This window comes from Extensimonas soli (assembly GCF_029211265.1).
Taxonomy (GTDB): domain Bacteria; phylum Pseudomonadota; class Gammaproteobacteria; order Burkholderiales; family Burkholderiaceae_C; genus Extensimonas; species Extensimonas soli.
The window spans coordinates 36,854-59,837 of sequence record NZ_JARGEL010000024.1 but is presented as its reverse complement, the minus strand read 5'-3'; the positions used below and the strand labels follow the sequence as shown (position 1 = coordinate 59,837).

Sequence of the window (22,984 nt, the reverse complement as noted above, 5' to 3'; positions counted from 1 at the left end):
CGAATCCTGCCGTCACTGCGCCCCATCGAATTTCACGCGCGGGTCCACCCACACGTAGCACAAGTCGCTCACGAGCTTGGTGAACAGCCCGATCAGCGTGAACAGATACAGCGTGCCCAGCACCACGGGGTAGTCGCGCCGGATCACGCTCTCATAGCTCAGCAGGCCCAGCCCGTCGAGTGAAAACAGCGTTTCGATGAGCAGCGAGCCGGTGAAAAACGCGCCGATGAAGGCCGCCGGAAAGCCCGTGACGATGGGAATCAAGGCGTTGCGAAACACGTGCCGCCACAGCACCTGGCGCTCGCTCAGGCCCTTGGCGCGCGCGGTGAGCACGTATTGTTTGCGGATTTCTTCGAGAAAGGCGTTTTTCGTGAGCATGGTCGTCACCGCAAAGCTGCCCAGCACCATGGCCGTGACGGGCAGCGCGATGTGCCAGAGGTAGTCGACGATGCGCGCGCCCCAAGAGAGCTCGTCCCAGTTCGGCGAGGTCAGCCCGCGCAGCGGAAACCACTGCAGCTGACCGCCAAAGATCACCAGCAGCGCCACGCCGAGCACGAAGCCGGGAATCGCATAGCCCACGAGCACGAGCAGCGTGGTCAGCAGGTCGAAGCGCGAGCCCGCACGCACCGCCTTGGCCACGCCCAGCGGCACGGCCACGAGGTAGCTGATGAAAAACGTCCACAGCCCCAGGCTGACCGAGACGGGCAGCTTTTCGACGATGAGCTGCCACACGTCCTTGTTCTGGAAAAAGCTGCGCCCCAGGTCGAAGCGCGCAAACTGCTGCAGCATCTGCCAAAAGCGCACGTGCGCGGGCTTGTCGAAGCCGTACAAAGCCTTGATCTGCGCGATGCGCTGCGGATCCACCCCTTGCGCGCCGCGGTAGCTGAGGCCCGCGCCCTCGCCGCCGTGCCCCAGCCCGGCCTTGGCCTCGGCCAGGTACTGCTCCACCGGCCCACCGGGCACGAACTGGATCACCACGAAGGTCAGCAGCAGCACGCCCAGCAGCGTGGGCAGCATCAAGAGCAGGCGTTTGAGGATGTAAGTGGTCATGAACAGGTTCTCAGAGCGCCTTTGCTACGGCATCTACGCGCGCAGCGTGGATCAATTCGCCTATTTTTTCGCCGCAGAGGCCCTTGCTCTGGGCGTGGGCAGCTATTTCACTGGTAGCAACCGAAAGCACCGCCGCGAGCGCCGCTCGCAGCCGCGCGGCCTGCGGGTAGGGCGCATCTTCGCAGCCCAGGCGGCCGCGCACGTCGCATTCGCAGGCGAGCAATATCTCTTCGAAGCGCTGGGGCTTGCGGATCGCGTCGCAGCGCTCGAGCAGGCGCACCAGCGCCGCCGCGCCCAGGTCGCCGCTGCGGTGGATGTTGCCGTGCTCGCGCGCCACGACTTCGGCGAGTTCACGGCAGTCGTTGGGCACACGCCAGCGCGCGCACAGGCCTTTGAGCAGCTGCACGCTGCGCTGCTCGTGGCCGATGTGGCGCGGCAGAATGTCGGGCGGCGTGCTGCCCTTGCCCAGGTCGTGCGTGAGGCAGGCAAAGCGCACCGTGAGCGGCGCTTGCAGGCGCGCGGCCATGTCCAGCACCAGCAGCAGGTGCACGCCGGTGTCCACCTCGGGGTGGTGCTGCGGCGGCTGCGGCACACCCCAGAGCCGGTCCACCTCTGGCAGCAGCACGCGCAGCGCGCCGCATTCGCGCAGCACCTCGAACATGCGCGAGGGCTTGTCCTCCATGAGCCCGCGCGCGAGCTCCTGCCACACGCGCTCTGGCACGAGGTGGTCGGCCTCGCCGTGCGCGACCATCTCGCGCATCAGCTGCATGGTCTCGGGCGCCACGCTGAAGTCGGTAAAGCGCGCCGCAAAGCGCGCCACGCGCAGGATGCGCACCGGGTCTTCGTGAAAGGCCTCGCTCACGTGGCGCAGCACGCGGCGTTGCAAGTCTTGTACCCCGCCATAAGGGTCAATAATGGCTCCAGCGCTTGCTGGATCAGCGCTTATAGCTATCGCATTGATAGTCAAGTCACGCCGCGCGAGGTCTTGCTCCAGCGTCACATCGGGCGAAGCCTGCACCACGAAGCCACGGTAGCCGCGCCCGCTCTTGCGCTCGGTGCGCGCCAGTGCGTATTCCTCGCGCGTCTGCGGGTGCAAAAACACCGGAAAGTCGCGCCCCACGGGCAGGTAGCCCAGCGCCGTCATCTGCTCGGGCGTTGCGCCCACCACCACCCAGTCGTGGTCGTTCACGGGCCGGCCCAGCAACTGATCGCGCACCGCGCCGCCCACCATGTAGATTTGCATGGGGCAAGTGTAGTGGCGGCGCGGCCGGGTGGCGCGGGTGGCACGGGTGGTGCGGGGCGCCGGGCGGCGCAGTTTTCAGCGCTGCAGCCGATAGGGCTCCTCGAACGCGCGGAAGTCCTGCTCGGCCAGCGCGCCGGCAATCCAGTCCTGCACGCCGGGCAGGGCACGCACGCGCTCGACGTAGGCGGCGATGTGCGGCGGCACGGGCAGGCCGTAGGTGATGAGGCGCATGCACACCGGCGCGAAATACGCGTCCGCGATGCTGAAGCGGCCCAGCAGCAGCGGGCCGCCCGACGCCTGCAGCAAGGCGCCCCAAAGCTCCACCAGACGCTGCACGTCAGCGCGCACGCCGGCCTGGTCGCGCCAGACGAGGGTGCCGATGTCGGGCAGGCGGGCTTCGATGTTCATCGGGCAGTGGCTGCGCAGCGCGGTAAAGCCGCTGTGCATCTCGGCGCAGGCGCTGCGGCCCTGCGCGCGGGCGGCGGGGTCTTGCGGCCAGAGTTGCTGGTCCGGGTACTGTTCGGCCAAGGTCTCGGCAATGGCCAGAGAGTCCCACACGACGAGCGGGCCATCGACCAGCACGGGCACCTTCCCCGTAGGACTGATGCCTTGCAGGCTGCGCTTGAATTGCGAGTCGGGTGCGAAGCTGTCAAAACGTACCTTCACCTCATCGAAGGCAATGCCCGCCTGGCGCATCAGCACCCAGGGGCGCATGGACCACGAGGAGTAGTTTTTGTTGCCGATGTAGAGCTTGGGCATGGTGGGTTCCTTGGTGGAGGGCGTTGCAAAAACAACGCCGATTCTGCATGGGGCGTTCAGCCGATGGCAGAGCGGCCTGCGCTTTCAACCCAGATTGTTCATTAGGACGCGGGAGGATGGCGAGGCGGCTGGCGAGGCGGTTTGGTCGCGGGTGAGAAGTCCATGGCTGATGCCATGGACGCCGAAGCCGCGGCCAAAATGACCGTCAGACGTCCGCCAGCACCCGCGTAGGTGCGTAGCACCGCCTAATGAACAATCTGGGTTCAAGTGCGCAAGAATCGGATGGATGCAAGGGGCTTGCATCCGCTATCGTGGCGCCGGCTTCATTCCCCACGGATGCCATGAATACTCCACGTGGCGCACGCCGTCGAGGGCCATGCGCAAGAAGTCAACCCGATTGGTTTTTTGATTCCATGCCGCGTGATCCGCGCAAACGGCGCGGCAGGCAACCGCCGCTGGGGCGCCGATCGCAAGCTGGCGATGCTGGCGATGCTGGCGATGCTGGCGTGGGCGGGCAAGAGGGGGAGCGATCTGCGTTGCAGACGCCGTAGCTGATGACGCAGCGAGGAGTGGCGTGCGTCAACTACAGCGTGCGCCCAAGCAACTCATAAAGATCATTGGCCGGAATGGGGCGGGAAAATAAAAAACCTTGACCATAATCGCAACCGATGCTTCGAAGCATATTGCATTGCTCTTCGGTTTCTATACCCTCTGCAATCACCTTGAGCCCGAGTTTGTGCGCCATCACTATCATGGCTTCGCAAAGAGAAAGTTCGCTGGAACCAGAGGATATATTTTGAACGAAGGCGCGATCTATTTTTAGGTAATCGATGTCGAATTTTTGAAGGTACGCCAGCGAAGAATATCCAGTACCAAAGTCGTCCAGCGCGACCTGCATTCCCATGTCCCTGAGCAAAAGCAGTTGATTCAATATTTCATCTCTGCTTTCCATCAACAGGCCTTCGGTGATCTCCACCGCTACGGTTTTCCCCGGGAGTTTCAGGCGGGCCAGATGCTCTGCCCAATGTTGCCAGCCCTCGCGATTGAGGCGAAACTGGACGGGTGAAACATTTACGCTGACCTGAAAATCAGCATCATGAACGGCCCGCAATTGCGCCGCCAACATGATGGCCTGCTGAAATACCCAATCACCGATCTTGATGATCAAGGCGCTTGCTTCGGCAACCGGTATGAATTCGGCAGGACTGACAAACCCCAGGGTCGGATGTTGCCAGCGGACCAGGGCTTCGGCTTTTTGGATTTTGCCGGATGAAAGGTGCACGATGGGTTGGTAATGCACCGCCAATTGCTGGTTTTCCAGTGCGGAGCGCAGATCGGTGTCCAGTCGCATGCGGCGGGTGGCGCTCTCCTGCAGGGTGTGGCTGTAATAGTGGAAAGTATTGCCCCCGAGGCGTTTGGCTGCATTCAAGGCCAGATTTGTGCACTTGCGCATGGAGGACTCGTCGCGCCCGTCTTGTGGGTACAGTGCGATGCCGATGCTGGCAGAAAGATGGGCCGTCCCGCCCCCCAGCTGGTAGGGCTGTGCAAGTTCTGCCAGCAAGACATGGGCGGTGGCGTCAAGTTCGTCACGGGCGAGCCTCTGCGCAAGCAAAACGACAAATTCATCGCCGTCCAGATGGCTTACGGCTTCGGCCGTCGGCACGCTGGCAACGATGCGCCGTGCCGCCTCGCGCAGCAAGTCGTCACCATTCGCGGCTCCAAGGGTGTCGTTCACGCTCCTGAAGCGGTCGAGGTTGATCAGCAGCACCGCCAGCGGGCCGGCATCTTTCTGCGTTACCTGGTCGAGGAAGAGGGCAGAGAGTCTGTGGCGATTGGGCAGCCCCGTCAGCGCTTGGAGATTGGCTTGCTTCCAAATGACCTCCTGGGTCTCCTTTTGTTTTGTGATGTCGCTGAACAGCCCGACCCAGCCCTGGATTGCACCTTGCTGGTCGAAGATGGTGTTGATACTGAGTATGGCGACGAAAGGCTCGCCGTTTTTGCGCAGATTCCGGATTTCTCCGCGCCAGCCGCCCGTTTGCCCGACGCTGGCCCATAGCTGGTTGTAAAAGTCGTCGCCATGCAGTCCGGAATGGAAGATGCGCGGGGTCTGGCTGATCACCTCGGCCGGAGAGTAGCCGGTGATTGCGGTGAAGGCCGGGTTGACGCGGATGACGCGCCTGGCAGCGTCGGTGACCAGCATGGCTTCGCTGCTGACCTCGAAGACCATCGCCGCGACCTTCAATTCGTCGCGCGCCTGCATCAGGTCGTGCAGGGTCTGCGAAAGCACCAGACCGGTCAGCATACCAGTCACGATGGTGGTTTGCAGGTTGATCAGGTGGCTGTTCTGAATATCGCTGCCAAACTGACCGACGCCGAGCGCCGCGCCCAGCAGCCCCTGGATGACCAACATAAAGACCAGCAGCAGGGCGCCGTGGCGACCATAACGTAGCGCGGCCCAAAAAATGAAGAACATCATCCAGTAGGGACGGGCGATGTGACCAAATGTCTGCGAGAACCAGCCGAGGAAAATGATTTGCCCCGCCAGAAAGGCCAGGCCGAAGAGCGCCAGTGTCTCCAGGGCACGTTTGCGCGTGGAGAACCACCCCCGCGGCAGGGTGCGCCAGATGAGCAGCAGCGGCGTCAACAGCAGGATGCCGAGCAGGTTGGTAAAAACAAAGCGAAAAATGCCGGTCATGAGCCGGTCGGGCGGGATGGCGCCGACCAGTTCTAGCAGGCTGACCGTGACGGGAGCTACCAGCGACAGGGCGATGCAGAGCGCCAGGCCGAGTCGTGCGTAATCGCGCAGGTGCGTCGGCGCGAAGGTGCGGGGCGTGTTCGTGCCGGCTTGCAAGCGACCGAGTATCCAGAGAGTGAGTAGCGGTAGCAGCGTGTTCCCGAAAGTGAACACCAGGCTTGACGCCAGAGGCACGCCGGACAGCAAATTGCCGACCAGGGCGCCGACGGCGATTGCTGGCCAGAAACGCGCACCGCACGCCAGCAAGGCCGCCAGCCCCAGACCGCTGGGCAGCCAGACGGCGGAAATGATCAGGTCGGCCGTGCCAAATCGGAGCAGGGCGATTGCCAGCAGGCCATACGCCAGACCGATGATGAGCATGCGCGGAACATCGGCCCCTTGATAAATCAAGGGCTGCAGCAGCGCACGATCAGGGGATTGCATCATGTTTCGTGAATTTTGTGGCTGTCGTGACTATGCCGTAAATTTTTGACACATGTTAAGTTTTTGCGCTGCGGACTGGGCGTGCCTGTGCGGCGGGTCTGGTTTCGTGGCTTTGCATTCAGTTTTCGTGCCGCCTACACCGGCCACACCACCCCATGGTCGTTGAGGATCGCGTCGAGTGGCTGGTCGTGCGGCTCGGGCTCGAAGTCGTCGATGAAGCCCGGCGCAAAGCCCAGCCCCACGGTGGTGGGGCGCGGCTGCAGCGCGGCCAGCGTGCGGTCGTAAAAGCCGCCGCCGTAGCCCAGGCGGTAGCCGCCCGGCCCGTAGCCCACGGTGGGCACGAGCAGCAGCGTGGGCACTATCAGTTCGGTGTCCTTGGGTTTGGGGATGCCGTAGGCGTCTTCTTCGAGGGGGCAGCCGGGGTACCAGGCGTGAAAGGTCAGTGTTTTGTGCGTCTTGTCGATCACGGGCAGGCCGATGCGCCGGCGCACGGGCTGGCTTTGCAGCTCGCCGTCTTCCTTCCAGCGGTGCAGCGCGGGCAGCGGGTCGAACTCGCCCTTGATGGGCCAGTACGCGCCGATCACGGTGTCGGGGCGGCCGAGCAGCCAGATGCGCAGCACCTGCTGCAAGGCACGCACGCGCTCCGCGCGGTCGGGCAGGTTCAGGCGCTGCGCTACCAGGGCGCGCCGCAGGGCTGTTTTGTCCATCGGATAATCCTTTGCCATGCAATGGTCGAAGATTTTGACATCGCTCGCCGCCGTGCTGGCCGTGAGCGCACCACTGGCGTTTGCGCAGCCACAGATGCCCAACCCCGGCGACGACGCCATCCTCGAGATGCAGCAGGCCTTTCGCAAAGGCGACAAGCAAAAACTGCAGCAGCTTTTGCCCGCGGTGCGCGGCCACGCGCTCGAACCCTGGGCCGCGTATTGGGCGCTGCGCGCACGCCTCGACGAAGCCAGCGCGCAGGAGGTGCAGGATTTTTTACAGCGCTACGCCGGCACCTACCAGGAAGACCGCCTGCGCAACGACTGGCTGCTGCTTTTGGGGCAGCGGCGCGAATGGGCGCAGTTTGCGGCACTTCTGCCCGGCTACCGCATGGGCGACGACCATGAGGTGCGCTGCTATGCGCTGCTGATCGACGAGGTCGAGGGCCGCGCCGACGCGCGCGCCGCCGACGAGCTGCGCCGCCACTGGTACGCGCTGCGCGAGGCCGACGACGGCTGCACGCAGGCCGCGAGCCGTTTTTACGCCGACGGCAAGATCAGCGCGCTCGACGTCTGGCGCAAGGCGCGCCTGGCCGTGGAAGCGAACAAGCCGCGTGCGGCGCGCAATGCCGTGGAAATCGTCGCGCCCGAAGCCCTGCCCGAGGCGCGCAGCATGTTCGAGTCACCGAGCAAATACCTGCTTTCATTTGCCACCACGCGCGGCAGGCTGCGCCAGGAGCTCGTGACGCTCGCGCTGATCCGCCTTGCCGCCAGCGACGTGGATAACGCCGCGCGCCTGCTCGACGCGAAGTGGGCCGGCCAGCTCTCGCCCGAGGAGCGCAACTGGGCTTGGGGCGCGATAGGCAAGCAGGCGGCGCTGCGCCTGGCGCCCGAGGCGCTCGACTACTTTGCCAACGTCACGCGCGAGCGTGACCTGAGCGACGACATGCTGGCCTGGAAGGCGCGCGCCGCTTTGCGCGCCGGCCAGTGGAAATCCGTGCGCCAGGCCATAGATGCGATGAGCGAGGACGCGCGCCGCGACAGTACCTGGGTGTATTGGAGGGCGCGCGCCCTGCTTGCGGGGCGCCACGTGAGCGACGCCGAGCGCACCCAGGCGCGCCAGCTGTTCGAGAGCATCGCCGGGCCGCAGGGCTTTTACGAGCAGCTCGCGCTCGAGGAGCTGGGCCAGCGCGTCAGCGTGCCGCCTGCGCCAGCGCCGCTCACTGCGGAAGAAAAAGCCGCCGCGCGCGCCAATGCGGCCTTGCAGCGCAGCCTGTACGCGATCGCGCTTGGCCTGCGCGGCGAAGGCGTGCGCGAGTGGAATTACGCGACCAATTTGCACACGAGCGGCGGCATGGGCGAGCGCGAACTGCTCGCGGCGGCCGACTTTGCCTGCGAGCGCCACGTGTGGGACCGCTGCATCAACACCAGCGAGCGCACGCGCAGCGTGATGGATTACCGCCAGCGCTTTCCCATGCCGCTGCAGTCGCTCGTGGTGGCGCGCAGCCAGGCCATAGGGCTCGATCCGGCCTACGTCTATGGCTTGATTCGGCAGGAGAGCCGTTTCGTCCTCGATGCGCGTTCGGGCGTGGGCGCTGCGGGCTTGATGCAGATCATGCCCGCGACGGCGCGCTGGACGGCGCGCAAGATCGGCCTGACCGGCTTCACGCCCGACCAACTGGCCGACCGCGACACCAACGTCACGCTGGGCACGGCCTACCTCAAGCTCGCGCTCGACGGTTTCGAGGGCTCCATGCCGCTTGCCGCCGCCGCCTACAACGCCGGCCCGGGCCGCCCGCGCAACTGGCGCAACGGCCCGCTGCTCGAAGGCGCCATCTGGGCCGAAAACGTGCCGTTTACCGAAACGCGCGACTACGTGAAAAAGGTGCTTGCGAACACCACCAATTACGCGGCAGTGCTCACGGGTCAGCCGCAGTCGCTCAAGGCCCGCCTCGGCCAGGTGGGGCCGCGCAGCGATGCGCAAGCCCCGGCAAATACCGACCTGCCTTGAGGCGCAGGGTGGGTACGGGCATAGCGCTCCTTGCGCGCCTGCACCGGGGTTCAGGCGTTGAGCAGCACCGTTCCTTCGCGCCGCGCCGCGCCCGAGCGCACGAGCTCGTCGGCCAGGCTCTCGAGCCAGGCGTGGCGGCTTTGGTCGGCGAAGTAGCTCTCGTGCAGCATGCAAAAGTACGGCGTGCCCTCGCCCCAGGCGCAGACGTAGGCTAGCGTGGTCTGCTGCCATTCGAGCAGCTTGTATTTGAGCAAGACCTTGGCCGCATAGAGCGCGTGCTTGCGCGGGTCTTTCATGAAGCCCTCGAGGCGTCGGCGCGCCACGTCGAGCGCGCGTGCCACGTCGCTGAACATGGGCCCGTGGCCCGGCAGCACCAGGCGCGGCTGCAGTGATTCGATCACGTCGAAGGTGGCGCCGACCTCGGCAAACGCGCTTTCGCCCTCCAGCTCGGGGAACACCACGCCAAAGCCGTTTGCCCAGAGTGCGTCGGCCGAAATCAAAAGGCGCTCCTGCGGCTCGAACAGCAGCACGGCGTGCGGATCATGGCCCGGCGCGGCATGCACCTGCCAGAGCCGGTCGCCGAGCGGGATTTCGCTGCCCGGCTGCAATACGCCGTCGATCAGAAAGCGCGGGCATTCCTGCCCTGTGGGCGTGTAGCTCAGCGCATACGGGTCCCAGTCGCGCACGTGGGCCGCGAGGCCGGGCGGGATCGCCGTCTGCGCCTCGGGCCAGGCGCTTTGCAGGGCCGCGTTGCCGCCGCAGTGGTCGCTGTGCAAATGCGTGTTGAGGATGCGCTCGAGTGGCCGCCCGGCCAGCGCGGCGCGCACCAGCTCCACCGTCTGCGCGCCGTGGCTGTGGTAGCCGGTATCGACGATGGCGGTGCCGTGGCGGCCCTGGAAAACGATGCTGTTGGCCGAAAGCCAGCCGCGCTCGAACAAGGCCATGTCTGGCGGGAGTGTGGGCGGTGCAGATGCCATGGTGGTGAAATTTCGAGTGCAGTAGAAGGGCGGTGCAGGGGCGGTGCAGGGGCGGTGCAGGGGCGGGGTGAAGGCACGAGCTCTGCGCAGGTTCGCTGAGCGAACGATTGTTTGGTATGGTTGTCCAATTTTGCCAATTTTCCGCCGAGTGCGTGCAGCCTGCTTTGGAGGCAAAGACGTGAACGGCAATGACCCAAAGGAGTGGGCATGAATGCACGCTGGCAGCGCGCGGTGGTTTTCGGTTCCTGGCTCGCGCTCATCGCCTGGCTGGCCTGGCAGTGGCCGCGCTCGCCTGCCCATGCGCTTGCGGGCTGGGCCCTGGCCTGGGGGGTGTACGGGCTCGTGCAGGCATTGCCTTTCGTTTTCATGTGGCGCGTGAACCGGCGCGAATCCGTGCCGCGCCCACGCTGGGCGCAACTGCTGCACGCCTGGGCGGCGGAAGCGCTGCATGCCTGCGTGGTGTTCGGCTGGCGCCAGCCCTTTTGCGAACATGCCGAACCCGACTGGCTGCCCGAACCGCCACCGCAGGGACAGGCCGCGCGCCGCGGCGTGGTGCTGTTGCATGGTTTTTTGTGCAACCGCGGCTTCTGGCTGCCCTGGATGCGCGTGCTGCGTGCACGTGGCCATGCCTATGCGGCGCTGACGCTGGAGCCCGCGTTCGGTTCCATCGACGACTACGCGCCGGCCATAGACGCTGCGGTGCGCCGCGTGGCGGCGGCCACGGGCATGCCGCCCGTCATCATCGGCCACAGCATGGGCGGCCTTGCGGCGCGCGCGTGGCTGCGGGCCTATGGCAGCGACGGAGGTGAGCAAGCGGACGCTGCAAACGCAGAAACGGCAGAGCGCCGTGTGCACCGCATCATCACACTGGGCGCGCCGCACGGTGGCACCTGGAGTGCCCGCTTCACACGCGCACACAACGGGGCACAGATGCGCATCGGCAGTGATTGGCTTGCGGCATTGCGGCAGCATGAGCCCGCACGCCGCGCTGCGCTTTTTACCTGCTGGTATTCCAACTGCGACAGCGTCGTGTTTCCGGCCGGCTCGGCCACGCTGTCCGGCGCCGACAACCGCCTGGTGCCGGGTGTGGCGCATTTGCAGATGGCCTTTCATGCGCCGCTGGTGCAAGCCTGCCTTGAGGAACTCGAGGAGCCTGCCACGTGACGACAGGACGCGCAGGGGGCGGCTAAGGGCTATTACTTACCCCCAAGAGGAAGGGCATCTTCTACAGTTGGTGCAATACCACAAATTTGTTGCAGCGCAGCAAACGCGGACGGATAATGCCGGGCATTAGGGTAAACCCTAGGATTGGAACCATGATAGCTACCAAAGACTCGCACCAAACCACGGCGGGCGCCGGTGAAAACGGCGCGCATGCAGCCCAAAGCGCAGCGCCTCGGCAGGGCGCTCATCGCCTGCCCGTGATGGTGCCCATTCGCGCGCTAGGCCCTTCGCACCGCGAGCGTATCCGCATGCACCTGCTGCAACTCGAAGCGCGTGACCGTTACCTGCGCTTCGGCTACGCCGCGACCGACGAGCAGATCGGGCGCTACGTCGATTCGATCAACTTCGACCGCGACGAAGTGTTCGGCATCTTCAACCGGCGCCTGGAACTCATCGCCATGGCGCACCTGGCGTTCAGCGAGCACCCCGAATACAAGCACTGCGCCGAGTTTGGCGTGTCCGTGCTCAAGCAGGCGCGCGGCAAGGGCCTGGGGGCGCGCCTGTTCGAGCGCGCCGTGATGCACGCGCGCAACGAAGGCGTGAACATGATGTTCATTCACGCCCTCACCGAGAACGTGCCCATGCTCAAGATCGCGCGCAAGGCCGGGGCCGTGGTGCGCTACGAAGGCTCGGAATCCGAAGCCTTTTTGCAGATGCCGCCGGGCAGCTTCGACACGCGCATGGCTGAGCTGGTGGAGCAGCAGTACGCCGAGCTCGACTACCAGTTCAAGCGGCAGGCCAAGCATTTTTGGGACTTGCTCGGCGGTTTGCAGGAAATCCGCCAGGGCGTGCGTGAGGCGCGCCACAAGTCGGCGCAGTAGGGCGGAGCGCTCCTCGTCTTGGTAGGGTGCGCCGCAACGGGGGCGGGATGTGGCGCAGCGTCACGCTGATCCGCTATCCTCGGGGGTCGTACCACTACCGCATGTCCTGCACGCCCAGACAGTGTCCGACCCACACCCTACGCGCCCGCCCGAGAAGGAAGACAAGCGCAGCTTCCTGCAAAAAGTCGTCGAGTTCATCCACCCCGGCCCGGACTCGACGCAGGAGCTCATCGAAGTCCTGGCCGAAGCCGAGGACAACGATCTCATCAAGGCTGACGCGCGCGTGATGCTAGAGCGCATCATCGGCCTGACCGACATGACGGCGGGGGACGCCATGGTGGCGGCGCCGCGCATGGACGTGATCGATATCGACATGCCCTACGACGCACTGCTCGACCTGGTCATCCAGACCGGGCATTCGCGTTTTCCGGTGTACCAGGGCGAGCGTGAAAACATCATCGGCACGCTGATGGCCAAGGACTTGCTCAAGCTGCAGCGCACCCCGGGCCTGAGCATTCGCGCGCTGCTGCGGCCGGCGGTGTTCGTGCCCGAAAGCAAGGCGCTCGACGACCTGCTGCGCGAGTTTCGCGGCAACCGCAACCACATGGCCGTGGTGATCGACGAGTTCGGCCGCGTCGCGGGCCTCATCACCATCGAGGACGTGCTCGAGCAGATCGTTGGCGAGATCGAGGACGAGTTCGACATCCCTGAAGAAGAGGGCGACATCTTCGCCCTGGCCGATGGCACCTACCGCGTGAGCGGCGACACGCCCGTGGAGCGCATTTGTGAGGTGTTCGACGTGCCACTGCAAGGCGATGAGGCCGAAGAGCAGTTTGACACCATTGGCGGACTGGTCGTGCACGAGATGGGCCACGTGCCCAAGCGCGGCGAGGAGTTGCAGCTCGCGGGCCTGCACTTCACGGTGCTGCACACCAAGGGGGGCGCGGTGCGCTGGTTCAAGGTCGCGCGCAGCGCCGGCCCTGTTGGCTGATGGGCGCGGTTTTGTCTTGGCGCGGTGCGCTGGCGCCGCTGTTCACCGCCGCCTTGGCCGGCGTCGCGCAGGCCGGGGCGCTTGCCTGGCCCGGCAGCGGCGCGCCGCAATGGTGGCTGCAGATCGTGTCGCTGGCGGTGTTTGCGCGCCTGTTGTGCCAGCCTGTCTCGTGGCGGCGCGCCGCGCTATTGGGCTGGGTTTTTGCGACGGCCTGGCTCGCGGCGACTTCCTGGTGGCTGTTCATCTCCATGCACACCTATGCCGGCCTGGCGGCGCCGCTGGCCGTGGCGGCCGTGCTGGGGCTGGCGCTGTTTCTCGGTGGCTACTACGCCGCGGTTTCAGGGCTCTTTCGCGCGTTTGCGCCCGTCCATCAAGCGTGGGAAGCTCTCTTTTTTGCTGCATGTTGGCTGCTTGCGGAGCTCGCGCGCGGCACCTGGTGGACGGGTTTTCCGTGGGGCGCGGGCGGCTACGCGCATGTCGAGGGGCCGCTGGCCGCGCTCGCGCGCTGGGTCGGTGTCTATGGCATTGGCGCGGTGGCGGCGGCGCTCGCAATGGGGTTGGCGCAGCTGCGCGTGCAGGACTTGCGCCGCACGCGCACCTGGCTGATCGTGGCCGTGCTGGCGCTGCTGCTGGTCGTGGCGCATGGGCAGCGCGCCTGTGCTTTGGACGAGCTGGACGGCGTGCCCGGCTGTGCCCGATCGGTGGCGGGTAAGAGGGATGGGGCAGAGGCGGCCGGGCGCGTGAGCCTGGCCTTGCTGCAAGGCAATATCCCCCAAGACGAAAAATTCCAACCTGGCACGGGCGTGCCGCTGGCGCTGCGCTGGTATGGCGATGCCTTGCGCAGCGCGCAGGCGTCGCTGGTGGTGGCGCCCGAAACGGCGATCCCGCTGCTGCCGCAGCAGCTCATCCCCGGCTACCTCGAGGGCATTGCGGCGCATTTCACGCAAGGCGCGCAGGCGGGCCTGCTCGGCATCCCGCTGGGCGATGTCGACATCGGCTACACCAATTCGGCGCTGGGTTTCGCGCCGGGGCAGGCCGCGCCGTACCGCTACGACAAGCACCACCTCGTGCCTTTTGGCGAGTTCATCCCGCCGTTTTTTCGCTGGTTCACCGAGATGATGAACATCCCGCTGGGCGACTTCAGCCGCGGCGCTGTGCGCCAGCCATCGTTCGCCTGGGCCGGGCAGCGCTTTGCGCCCAACATCTGCTATGAGGATTTGTTCGGCGAGGAGCTCGCCGCGCGCTTTGCCGACGCGGCGCAGGCGCCCACGGTGTTCGTCAACCTCAGCAACATCGCGTGGTTTGGCGACACGCTGGCCATAGACCAGCACTTGCAGATCAGCCGCATGCGCGCGCTCGAGTTCGAGCGCCCCATGGTGCGCGCGACGAACACCGGCGCCACGGCCATCATCGACTACCGCGGCGTGGTCACGCAGCAGCTGCCGCGCCTCACGCGCGGCGTGCTGTACGGCACCGTGCAGGGCCGCGGCATGAACGCCGCGCAGGGTGGCGACCAGCGCACGCCCTACGCGCGCTGGGCCGCGCGCTGGGGGCTGGCGCCGCTGTGGCTCGTGGCTGCGGGGGTGGTTTTCTTGACCTGGTTGCGGTGGTGGCGGCAGCAGCAGCGTGCCTTGACCGGATAATCGCGGTTTTTATGCGCAGCCTGCGCGCTGTATGTACCGTCGGGGCGTCACTTTTTTGCCCCATCTTGGAGCACGTTTGACCATGGCAGATTCTTTTTCCTACGAGCAACTCATCGCCTCGGCAGAAGGCAGGTTGTTCGGTCCCGACAGCGGCCGCCTGCCGCTGCCGCCCATGCTGATGTTCGACCGCATCACGCACATCGACGACGCTGGCGGTGCGCATGGGCTGGGAAAAATCCGTGCCGAGCTCGACGTGCGCCCCGACCTGTGGTTTTTTGCCTGCCACTTCCAGGGTGATCCGGTGATGCCGGGCTGCCTGGGGCTGGACGCCATGTGGCAGCTGATCGGGTTTTACCTGACCTGGCTGCGTCTGCCGGGCCGCGGGCGCGCGCTCGGTGCGGGCGAGGTCAAGTTCACCGGCGAGGTAGGCCCCGGGGCCAAGCTCGTGAGTTACGCCATCGACATCAAGCGCGTGATCAAGCGCAAACTGGTCATGGCCATAGGCGACGCGCGCATGTGCGTCGATGGCCAGGAAATCTACGTCGCCAACGACCTGCGCGTGGGGCTGTTTCAGAAAGACAAGGGGCTCGGCGGCACGGCGCAGGGCAGTCCGACCTAAGGAGGAATCGCATGAGCAGCAAGCAACGCGTAGTCATCACCGGCACCGGCATCGTTTCCTGCATAGGCAACGACAGCGCCAGCGTCACGGCGGCGCTGCGCGCGGGGCGTTCGGGCATCCGCGCCATGCCCGAATTTGCCGAAATGGGCCTGCGCAGCCAGGTCGCGGGCGTGCCGCAGATCGACCTTGACGCGCATATCGATCGCAAGCAGCGGCGCTTCATGGGTGACGCCGCAGCCTATGCACATATCGCGCTGGCGCAGGCGATCGCGCAGGCGGGCCTCACGCCGGCCGAGGTGTCGCACCCGCGCACAGGGCTCATCATGGGCTCGGGCGGTGGCTCTCCGGCGCACCAGGTCGAGGCCGCCGACATCCTGCGCAGCAAGGGCATACGGCGCGTGGGGCCCTACCAGGTCACGCGCTGCATGAGTTCCACCGTGTCGGCGTGCCTGTCCACGAACTTCGGCATCAAGGGCGTCAACTACTCCATCACCTCGGCCTGCAGCACTTCGGCGCATTGCATAGGCGTGGCCGCGCAGCAGATCGCCTTCGGCCTGCAGGATGTGATGTTCGCGGGCGGCGGGGAGGAGCTCAGCTGGGGCATGGGCATGCTGTTCGATGCCATGGGTGCCATGTCCAGCGCCTTCAACGCCACGCCGGAAAAGGCCTCGCGCCCCTACGACCTGCACCGCGACGGCTTCGTTCTTGCGGGCGGCGGCGGTGCCGTGGTGCTCGAAAGCCTCGCACACGCGCAGGCGCGCGGCGCCACCATCCTCGGCGAGGTGGTGGGCTTTGGCGCCACCTCGGACGGGGTGGACATGGTCGCTCCCTCGGGCGACGGCGCCGTGGCCTGCATGCGCCAGGCGATCGCGGGTCTGGCCGAGCCGATCGACTACATCAACACCCATGGCACCTCCACGCCCGTGGGCGACGTGCCCGAACTGCGCGCGATCCGCACCGTGTTCGGCGACGCGATCCCGCCGTTTTCCTCGACCAAGTCGCTCACGGGCCACTCGCTGGGCGCGACCGGCGTGCAGGAGGCCATTTACTGCCTCTTGATGCTGCAGCAGGGCTTTATCGCGGGTTCGATCAACGTCGAGACGCCCGACCCCGCGGCCGAGGGCATGCCACTCGTGCGCGCGACGCGCGACGCGCCGATCCGCACCGCCTTGTCCAACAGCTTCGGCTTCGGCGGCACCAACGCCTGCCTGGTGCTGCGCCGTTGGGATGGCGCTTGAGGGCGCGCGGGGGTTCGCGCGCCGCCATCTCTTTTTCCAATCACTGCCGCGCGGCACCCAGGTCGCGCGCTCCACGCCATGCTCACCTTTCAGCAAATCATCCTCACACTGCAGCAATACTGGGCTGCCCAGGGCTGCGCGCTCTTGCAGCCTTACGACATGGAAGTCGGCGCTGGTACTTCGCATACAGCTACTTTTTTAAGAGCAATCGGCCCTGAACCCTGGAAGGCCGCCTACGTGCAGCCCAGCCGTCGCCCCAAGGACGGCCGCTATGGTGAAAACCCCAACCGCCTGCAGCACTACTACCAGTACCAGGTCGTGCTCAAGCCCGCGCCGAGCAACATCCTCGAGCTTTATCTGGGCTCGCTCGAGGCGCTGGGGTTCGAGCTGAAGAAAAACGATATCCGCTTCGTCGAGGACGATTGGGAAAACCCCACGCTGGGGGCCTGGGGCCTGGGCTGGGAGGTGTGGCTCAACGGCATGGAGGTGACGCAGTTCACCTACTTCCAGCAGGTCGGCGGCCTGGACTGCCGCCCGATCACGGGCGAAATCACCTACGGTCTGGAGCGCCTGGCGATGTACCTGCAAGGCGTGGACAACGTGTACGACCTGCAGTGGACCGAGGGGCTGAGCTATGGCGACGTGTACCTGCAAAACGAAAAAGAGCAGTCCGCCTACAACTTCGAGCACAGCGACGCGGCCTTTTTGTTCACGGCCTTCGACGCGCACGAAAAGCAGGCCAAATACCTGATGGAGCAGCAGCTTGCGCTGCCCGCCTACGAGCAGGTGCTCAAGGCTGCGCACACCTTCAACCTGCTGGACGCGCGCGGCGCGATCAGCGTGACCGAGCGCGCGGCCTACATAGGCCGCATCCGCAACCTCGCGCGCGCCGTGGCGCAAAGCTACTACGACAGCCGCGAGCGCCTGGGCTTTCCGATGGCGCCGCGCGAATGGGTGGCACAGCTCGCGCCCAAGGCGGCCTGAGCGGTGCGCGATGAGGTGCGCGATGGGGCGTTCGGCCTCTACAATGTAGATACGAGTATCTACGTTTGCGCCGTGAAAGGAGCCGACCATGGGAGCGAATGACCTGCCCACCGAGGGCCTGGACTTGACCGTGAGCCGCTGGGGCAACAGCCTCGCGGTGCGCCTGCCCGCGGCGCTCGCGCGCGAGCTCGGCGTGCGCGAGGGCGACACGCTGCACCTGCAGCCGCCTGAAGCCACGCCGGGCGGTGCCTGGCAGTTGTCGGCACGGCGCCAGCGCTCCAAGCTCAGCAAAGAGGAGTGGATTGCGCGCGCGCGGGCGCACCTGGCCAGCATGCCTTTGACCGAGTCGGTGATCGAGGAAGTGCGCGCCAATGAGCGCTATTGACAGCGCCTTGAGCACCTGCCGACGCAAGCCCCTCAATCCTCCATGCCCCTCACGACCCTACACCACCCGCAGCGCCGCTGGGACGCCACTTACATCGACACCAGCGTATGGTGCGCCTACTGCTTTCATGAAAGCGAAGGCGCAGCCGTGATCGATTGGATGGCGCAGGCCGACATGTCGCACCTGGGCACGGCATGGTGGGCCGAGACCGAATTTGCCAGCGCCCTGAGCATCCAGGTGCGCAAAAAGGCGCTCACGGGCCCGCGCCTGCAACTGGCACGCGAGCGCTTCGTCGAAGCCATGGACATGGTGCACCGCCTGAACGTGATCGAAGCCGATTTCCTGCAAGCCGCCGATTGGGTGGCCGATGCAGCGAGCGGCCTGCGCGGCGGTGACGCGCTGCACCTTGCGGTGGCGCAGCGCCACGGCTGCAAGGCCGTGGCCACACTGGACGCCGCGATGCGGGCGAGCGCGCAGCGGCTCGGGTTTCGAATCGATTTTTTGTCATAGGAATGGAATGAACTCCAACGCCAATCTGCTGGTGGAATTGTTCGTCGAAGAACTGCCGCCCAAAGCGCTGAAGAAACTGGGCGAGTCTTTTGCCGGCGTGCTTGCCGAGCAACTGCGCGCGCAAGGGCTGGCCGCGGCCGACGCCAAGGTCACGGCCTACGCCTCGCCGCGCCGCCTGGGCGCGCATATCACCGACGTGGCCGCCAAGGCCGCCGACCAGGCCGTGCGCCAAAAGCTCATGCCCGTGGCCGTGGGGCTGGACGCGCAAGGCCAGCCCACGCCGGCGCTGCGCAAAAAGCTGCAGGCGTTGGGGGTAGATGTGGGCAGCGATGCGGCGCTCGCGGCGGTGCTTGCGCGCTTGCAGCGCGCACCCGACGGCAAGGCCGAGGCGCTGTTTCTCGACAGCGTGGCGCCGGGCGTGCCGCTCGCCGCGGGCTTGCAAAAAGCCCTGCACGAAGCCATCGCCAGGCTGCCCATCCCCAAGGTGATGAGCTACCAGCTCGAAGCCGGTTGCGCCGATTGTGAGTTGCCCGGCTGGAGCACGGTGCACTTCGTGCGTCCCGCGCATGGCCTGGTGGCGCTGCACGGCGCGCAGGTGGTGCCGGTGCATGCGCTAGGCCTGCGCGCGGGGTGCCACACGCACGGCCACCGCTTCGAGGCGCAGGCCGAGCCGATCGAGCTGCCGCACGCCGACGCCTACGCCGAGGCGCTGCGCACGCAAGGCGCGGTGGTCGCGCACTTCGGCGAACGCCGCGCGCTCATCGAGTCACAGCTCAATCAGGCTGCAGCCAAGGCGGGGCCATCGCTTTCAGCTATCAAAGATGATGCGCTGCTGGACGAGGTCACGGCCCTGGTCGAGCGCCCGAACGTGCTCGTGTGCCAGTTCGAGCCTGAATTCCTCGAGGTGCCGCAGGAATGCCTGATCCTGACCATGCAGGCGAACCAGAAATACTTTCCGCTGCTCGACGCGGCCGGCAAGCTCACGAACCGCTTTCTCGTGGTCAGCAACATCAGCCCGCAGGATGCGAGCGCTGTGACGGGCGGCAACGAGCGCGTGGTGCGCCCGCGTCTCGCGGACGCCAAGTTTTTCTTCGACCAAGACCGCAAAAAGTCGCTCGCGAGCCGCGTGCCGCAGCTGGCCAAGGTGGTCTATCACAACAAGCTCGGCACGCAGCTCGAGCGCGTGCAGCGCGTGCGCGCGATCGCGCAGGCCATTGCGGCTCAACTGGGTGACAAGGTACTGGTCGAGCAGGCCGACCAGGCCGCCGAGCTCGCCAAGGCCGACCTGCTCACCGACATGGTGGGCGAATTCCCCGAGCTGCAAGGCACCATGGGGCGCTATTACGCGCTGCACGACGGCCTGCCCACAGCCGTGGCCGACGCCATCGAAGACCATTACAAACCGCGTTTTGCCGGCGACAGCCTGCCGCGCGGCCCGGTGGGCGTGGTGGTGGCGCTGGCCGACAAGCTCGAGACGCTCGTGGGCATGTTCGGCATCGGCAACCTGCCCACGGGCGAGCGCGACCCGTTCGCGCTGCGCCGCCACGCGCTCGGCGTGATCCGCATGCTGATCGACAAGGCGCTGCCGCTGGAGCTCGACGCGCTGCTCGCCGCAGCCGTGCCCGCGTTCGGCAGCCTGATCGAAGACCCGCGTGTGCCGCTTTCCGACTTCATCTACGAGCGCCTTGCGGGCCAGCTGCGCGAGCAGGGCTTTTCGGCGCGCGAGGTGGAGGCCGTGCTCGCGCTGCGCCCGCAGCGCCTGGCCGACGTGCCAAAGCGCCTGCAGGCCGTGCGCGCGTTTGCCACGCTGCCCGAGGCCGAGGCCCTGGCCGCGGCGAACAAGCGCATCGCCAACATCCTCAAAAAAGCCGGCGACGCCGAGCAGGTGGTCGATGCGCACGTGAGTGCGCTGCTGTTGCAGGAAGAGGCCGAACAAAACCTCTACGCCGCCATGCAAAGCATAGTCCCCCAGGCCGACGCGCAGTTCGACGCGGGGGACTACACCGCCTCGCTGCAAACCCTGGCGGGGCTGCGTGCGCCGGTCGATGCGTTCTTCGACGACGTGATGGTCAATGCCGAGCAACTCGACCTGCGCCTGAACCGCCTGGGGCTGCTCAAGAAGCTGCACCTCGCGATGAACCGCGTGGCCGATCTGTCGCGCCTGGCCGTGTGACGCCGGCGCGTGCGCCAGTGCAGGAGCCCATCGCATGAAGCTCGCCATCCTCGACCGCGACGGCACGCTGAATCTGCCGGGGGACGGTTACATCACCTCGCCCGACGAGTGGATCGCCCAGCCGGGCGCGCTCGAAGCCGTCGCGCGCCTCAACCACGCGGGCTGGCACGTGGTGCTGGCCTGCAACCAGCCTGGTCTGGGGCGCGGCCTGTTCGACGTGAAGGTGCTCAACGCCATCCACGCCAAGATGTACCGCCAGCTCGCCGCCGTGGGCGGGCGCATAGACGCGGTGTTTTTCTGCCCGCACGCGCCGCAGGAAACCTGCCGCTGCCGCCTGCCCCAGCCGGAGCTGCTGGCGCAGATCTGCGAGCGCTACGGCGTGGACGCCGCGCAGGTGCTGGTCGTGGGCAGCAGCATGGCATTGCTGCAGGCGGGGGCAGCGCTGGGGGTACGTCGGCTCCACCTGGTGCAGCAGTTGGCGCAGCAGGTGGGCGCCGCCAGCGCGGCAGCACAAGGCATGGGGGCGCTGGCAAACCCGGTCGATGGGGCGCCGGAGCCCCTGCCCGAGGTGCAAAAGCATGCCAGCCTGGGCGCCTTGGTCGAGCATTTGCTGCAGGCCGAAACTGCGGCTGAGGCGGTGCCGCTGCCCGCGCACCCCGCGCAGGCATAACCTACGGCGATATTCTTTTTATAGCTAAAAGCGCTTGCCCTTCAAGGGCTATACTGCAAAAACACTCTTACGAAACCGACCGCATGGCTCTGCTGCGTTCTCTCCTGCATCTGCTCTGGATGGGTGTCACCGTGGTGCCCTACACGCTGGCGATTTTGCTGTGCCGCGTGCTGGGTGCGCCCAAGACGGTGCTCTACCCCATCGCCCGCGCCTGGCTGGCGCTGTCCATCCGCGCCGCGCACTGGTTCATGGGCATACGCCCGCGCATCCAGGGCATGGAAAATCTGCCCACGGACCAGCGCCAGGGTGTCGTGCTGCTGTGCAAGCACCAGTCGGCGTACGAAACCTTTCTGATGCCGGCCATCATGCCCCGCCAGCTGGCCTACGTGTTCAAGAAAGAGCTGCTGCGCATCCCCTTCTTCGGCTGGTCCATCGGCAGCCTCGACATGATCCACATCGACCGCAACGATGGCATGCGCGCCTTTCAAAAGCTCGTGCAGCAAGGCCAGCGCCTGCTCGACCAGGGCACGTGGATCATCATGTTCCCCGAGGGTACGCGCATACCGCGCGGCCAAAAGGGCGACTACAAAAGCGGCGGCACGCGCCTGGCCATACGCACGGGCGTGCCCGTGGTGCCGATCGCCGTCACCTCGGCGCGCGTGTGGCCGCCCAAGGCCTTCGTCAAGCGCCCCGGCGTGGTCGATGTCTCCATCGGCAGGCCCATCCCGAGCCAGGGCCGGCGGCCCGACGAATTGATGCAAGAGGTCGAACACTGGATAGAGGCCGAAATGCGCCGCCTCGATCCTGACGCCTACCCGCCTCAGTCCCCCGAGCAGGCCGAGGCGGCGGCTGCCCATCCATGATTCCTCGGTTGCTGCAAGGTTTGCTGGCCGACTGGGGCGTGGTAGCGCCACCGAATGGGGCGCAAGATTCAGGGCAAAAGAAGCTGCTGGCGCAGCCGCAGCAAGCGCAAGATGCTCCTGAATACAGAGCGGAAACAGTGGTTTTCCGCCACCCGGCGGCGCAGCGCCAGCTCGTGCTTGGCGGCGTGTTGGTGGCGTACGCGCTGCAACGTGTGCGCCGGCGCAGCATAGGCTTCGTGGTCGATGCGGAGGGGCTCACGGTGCGCGCGCCCGCGGGCGTGGCGCTGGCGGAGATCGAGCACGCGCTGCATGGCAAGGCCGGCTGGATCGTGCGCAAGCTGCACGAGGTGCGCGTGCTGCAGCAGCGCCGCGAGGCCGGGCGCATCGCTTGGGTCCATGGCGCGCAACTGCCCTACCTGGGCGCGCCGTTGTTGTTGCGGCTCGGAGTTTCGCAGGGCGCGCGCGTGCGGCTGGTCGAGTGTGGCGACGAGCGCGCGCTGCAGCTTGCGCTGCCGCACGAGGCCGCGGCGCAGCAGGCGCGCGCGCAGGTGCAAGCCTGGTTCCAGCGCCAGGCGCGCAGCCACTTCACGGCGCGGCTCGAGCATTTTGCGCCGCAGCTCGAGGTGCGCTGGCAGCGGCTCAGCCTGTCGAGCGCACGCACACGCTGGGGCAGCGCCAGCGCCGACGGCTCCATTCGGCTGAACTGGCGCCTGTTGCACTACACGCCGGCGCTGATCGACTACGTGGTGGTGCACGAACTCGCCCACCTGCGCGAGATGAACCACAGCCCGCGTTTTTGGCGCATCGTCGAAGGCGTGTTGCCCGATTACGCCATGCGCCGTCAGCAATTGCGCGCGCAGCCTGCGCCGCTGTGGGACTGATCCGCACTTCGCCACACTGCGCCCTGATCGCTCGAATGACGCCATGACCGCCTCCGCCAC

The 22,984-nt window shown here is 66.3% G+C and carries 21 protein-coding genes; 15 read left to right on the top strand and 6 right to left on the bottom strand.

Annotated features, from left to right (window positions below; translation table 11 throughout):
* Nucleotides 1–12 precede the first annotated feature (12 nt).
* From PYV55_RS11110 to PYV55_RS11100, 3 genes are all read right to left on the bottom strand, one after another.
* Nucleotides 13–1,050, bottom strand: a complete 1,038-nt coding sequence (locus PYV55_RS11110) for a microcin C ABC transporter permease YejB (protein WP_275851117.1) — start codon at nt 1,048–1,050, stop codon at nt 13–15.
* 10 nt (nt 1,051–1,060) lie between these two features.
* Complete coding sequence (locus PYV55_RS11105; protein ID WP_275851115.1) at nt 1,061–2,293, bottom strand: multifunctional CCA addition/repair protein; 1,233 nt, start codon at nt 2,291–2,293, stop codon at nt 1,061–1,063.
* Nucleotides 2,294–2,368: 75 nt separating this feature from the next.
* Nucleotides 2,369–3,052 (bottom strand): glutathione S-transferase family protein, encoded by a 684-nt coding sequence (locus PYV55_RS11100; protein WP_275851113.1) that lies wholly within the window; start codon nt 3,050–3,052, stop codon nt 2,369–2,371.
* A gap of 354 nt (nt 3,053–3,406) precedes the next feature.
* Between PYV55_RS11100 and PYV55_RS11095 the strand changes: the two genes are divergently transcribed.
* Complete coding sequence (locus tag PYV55_RS11095; protein WP_275851110.1) at nt 3,407–3,607, top strand: MGMT family protein; 201 nt, start codon at nt 3,407–3,409, stop codon at nt 3,605–3,607.
* 28 nt (nt 3,608–3,635) lie between these two features.
* Here the strand turns inward: PYV55_RS11095 and PYV55_RS11090 are convergent, their stop codons facing one another.
* Nucleotides 3,636–6,233, bottom strand: a complete 2,598-nt coding sequence (locus tag PYV55_RS11090) for a bifunctional diguanylate cyclase/phosphodiesterase (RefSeq protein WP_275851107.1) — start codon at nt 6,231–6,233, stop codon at nt 3,636–3,638.
* A gap of 131 nt (nt 6,234–6,364) precedes the next feature.
* Nucleotides 6,365–6,937 carry a 5-formyltetrahydrofolate cyclo-ligase gene (locus tag PYV55_RS11085; RefSeq protein WP_275851105.1) on the bottom strand — a complete coding sequence of 191 codons (573 nt, stop codon included), beginning with the start codon at nt 6,935–6,937 and terminating at the stop codon, nt 6,365–6,367.
* Nucleotides 6,938–6,953: 16 nt separating this feature from the next.
* Here PYV55_RS11085 and PYV55_RS11080 point away from each other — a divergent pair, with 16 nt between their 5' ends.
* On the top strand, nt 6,954–8,945 hold the full coding sequence (locus PYV55_RS11080) for a lytic transglycosylase domain-containing protein (RefSeq protein ID WP_275851102.1): 1,992 nt from the start codon (nt 6,954–6,956) through the stop codon (nt 8,943–8,945).
* A 50-nt stretch (nt 8,946–8,995) separates the two neighbouring features.
* On the opposite strand, the gene PYV55_RS11075 is transcribed toward PYV55_RS11080, so the two are convergent.
* Entirely contained in the window at nt 8,996–9,922 is a 927-nt protein-coding gene (locus tag PYV55_RS11075) for an MBL fold metallo-hydrolase (protein ID WP_275851100.1), read from the bottom strand.
* Between the two features lie 207 nt (nt 9,923–10,129).
* On the opposite strand from PYV55_RS11075, the gene PYV55_RS11070 reads away from it, so the two are divergent.
* From PYV55_RS11070 to PYV55_RS11010, 13 genes are all read left to right on the top strand, one after another.
* The gene (locus PYV55_RS11070) at nt 10,130–11,086 is read left to right on the top strand and encodes an esterase/lipase family protein (RefSeq protein WP_275851098.1); all 957 of its coding nucleotides are present in this window, start codon (nt 10,130–10,132) and stop codon (nt 11,084–11,086) included.
* A 152-nt stretch (nt 11,087–11,238) separates the two neighbouring features.
* The gene (locus PYV55_RS11065) at nt 11,239–11,967 is read left to right on the top strand and encodes a GNAT family N-acetyltransferase (RefSeq protein WP_275851096.1); all 729 of its coding nucleotides are present in this window, start codon (nt 11,239–11,241) and stop codon (nt 11,965–11,967) included.
* Nucleotides 11,968–12,088: 121 nt separating this feature from the next.
* Entirely contained in the window at nt 12,089–12,958 is an 870-nt protein-coding gene (locus PYV55_RS11060) for an HlyC/CorC family transporter (RefSeq protein WP_275851094.1), read from the top strand.
* Nucleotides 12,958–14,601, top strand: a complete 1,644-nt coding sequence (gene lnt, locus PYV55_RS11055) for an apolipoprotein N-acyltransferase (protein ID WP_407066794.1) — start codon at nt 12,958–12,960, stop codon at nt 14,599–14,601. Before PYV55_RS11060 ends, lnt begins: the two co-directional genes overlap by 1 nt.
* Nucleotides 14,602–14,683: 82 nt before the next feature.
* Nucleotides 14,684–15,220, top strand: coding sequence for a 3-hydroxyacyl-[acyl-carrier-protein] dehydratase FabA (gene fabA, locus PYV55_RS11050; protein WP_275851089.1), 537 nt, complete (start codon nt 14,684–14,686; stop codon nt 15,218–15,220).
* Between the two features lie 11 nt (nt 15,221–15,231).
* Nucleotides 15,232–16,458, top strand: coding sequence for a beta-ketoacyl-ACP synthase I (gene fabB / locus PYV55_RS11045; protein WP_275851086.1), 1,227 nt, complete (start codon nt 15,232–15,234; stop codon nt 16,456–16,458).
* Between the two features lie 78 nt (nt 16,459–16,536).
* Entirely contained in the window at nt 16,537–17,442 is a 906-nt protein-coding gene (glyQ, locus tag PYV55_RS11040) for a glycine--tRNA ligase subunit alpha (RefSeq protein WP_275851083.1), read from the top strand.
* Between the two features lie 88 nt (nt 17,443–17,530).
* A complete protein-coding gene (locus tag PYV55_RS11035; protein WP_275851080.1) occupies nt 17,531–17,827 on the top strand; it encodes an AbrB/MazE/SpoVT family DNA-binding domain-containing protein in 297 nt (98 codons plus the stop codon).
* A 42-nt stretch (nt 17,828–17,869) separates the two neighbouring features.
* Nucleotides 17,870–18,337: a type II toxin-antitoxin system VapC family toxin gene (locus tag PYV55_RS11030; RefSeq protein WP_275851077.1), complete on the top strand. Its 468-nt coding sequence runs from the start codon at nt 17,870–17,872 to the stop codon at nt 18,335–18,337.
* A 7-nt stretch (nt 18,338–18,344) separates the two neighbouring features.
* On the top strand, nt 18,345–20,510 hold the full coding sequence (gene glyS / locus PYV55_RS11025; protein WP_275851075.1) for a glycine--tRNA ligase subunit beta: 2,166 nt from the start codon (nt 18,345–18,347) through the stop codon (nt 20,508–20,510).
* 34 nt (nt 20,511–20,544) lie between these two features.
* A complete protein-coding gene (locus tag PYV55_RS11020) occupies nt 20,545–21,180 on the top strand; it encodes an HAD-IIIA family hydrolase (protein ID WP_275851073.1) in 636 nt (211 codons plus the stop codon).
* An 83-nt stretch (nt 21,181–21,263) separates the two neighbouring features.
* A complete protein-coding gene (locus PYV55_RS11015; protein ID WP_275851070.1) occupies nt 21,264–22,043 on the top strand; it encodes a lysophospholipid acyltransferase family protein in 780 nt (259 codons plus the stop codon).
* A complete protein-coding gene (locus PYV55_RS11010) occupies nt 22,040–22,924 on the top strand; it encodes a M48 family metallopeptidase (protein ID WP_275851067.1) in 885 nt (294 codons plus the stop codon). The genes PYV55_RS11015 and PYV55_RS11010 overlap by 4 nt, the downstream gene beginning before the upstream one ends.
* Nucleotides 22,925–22,984: the final 60 nt, after the last annotated feature.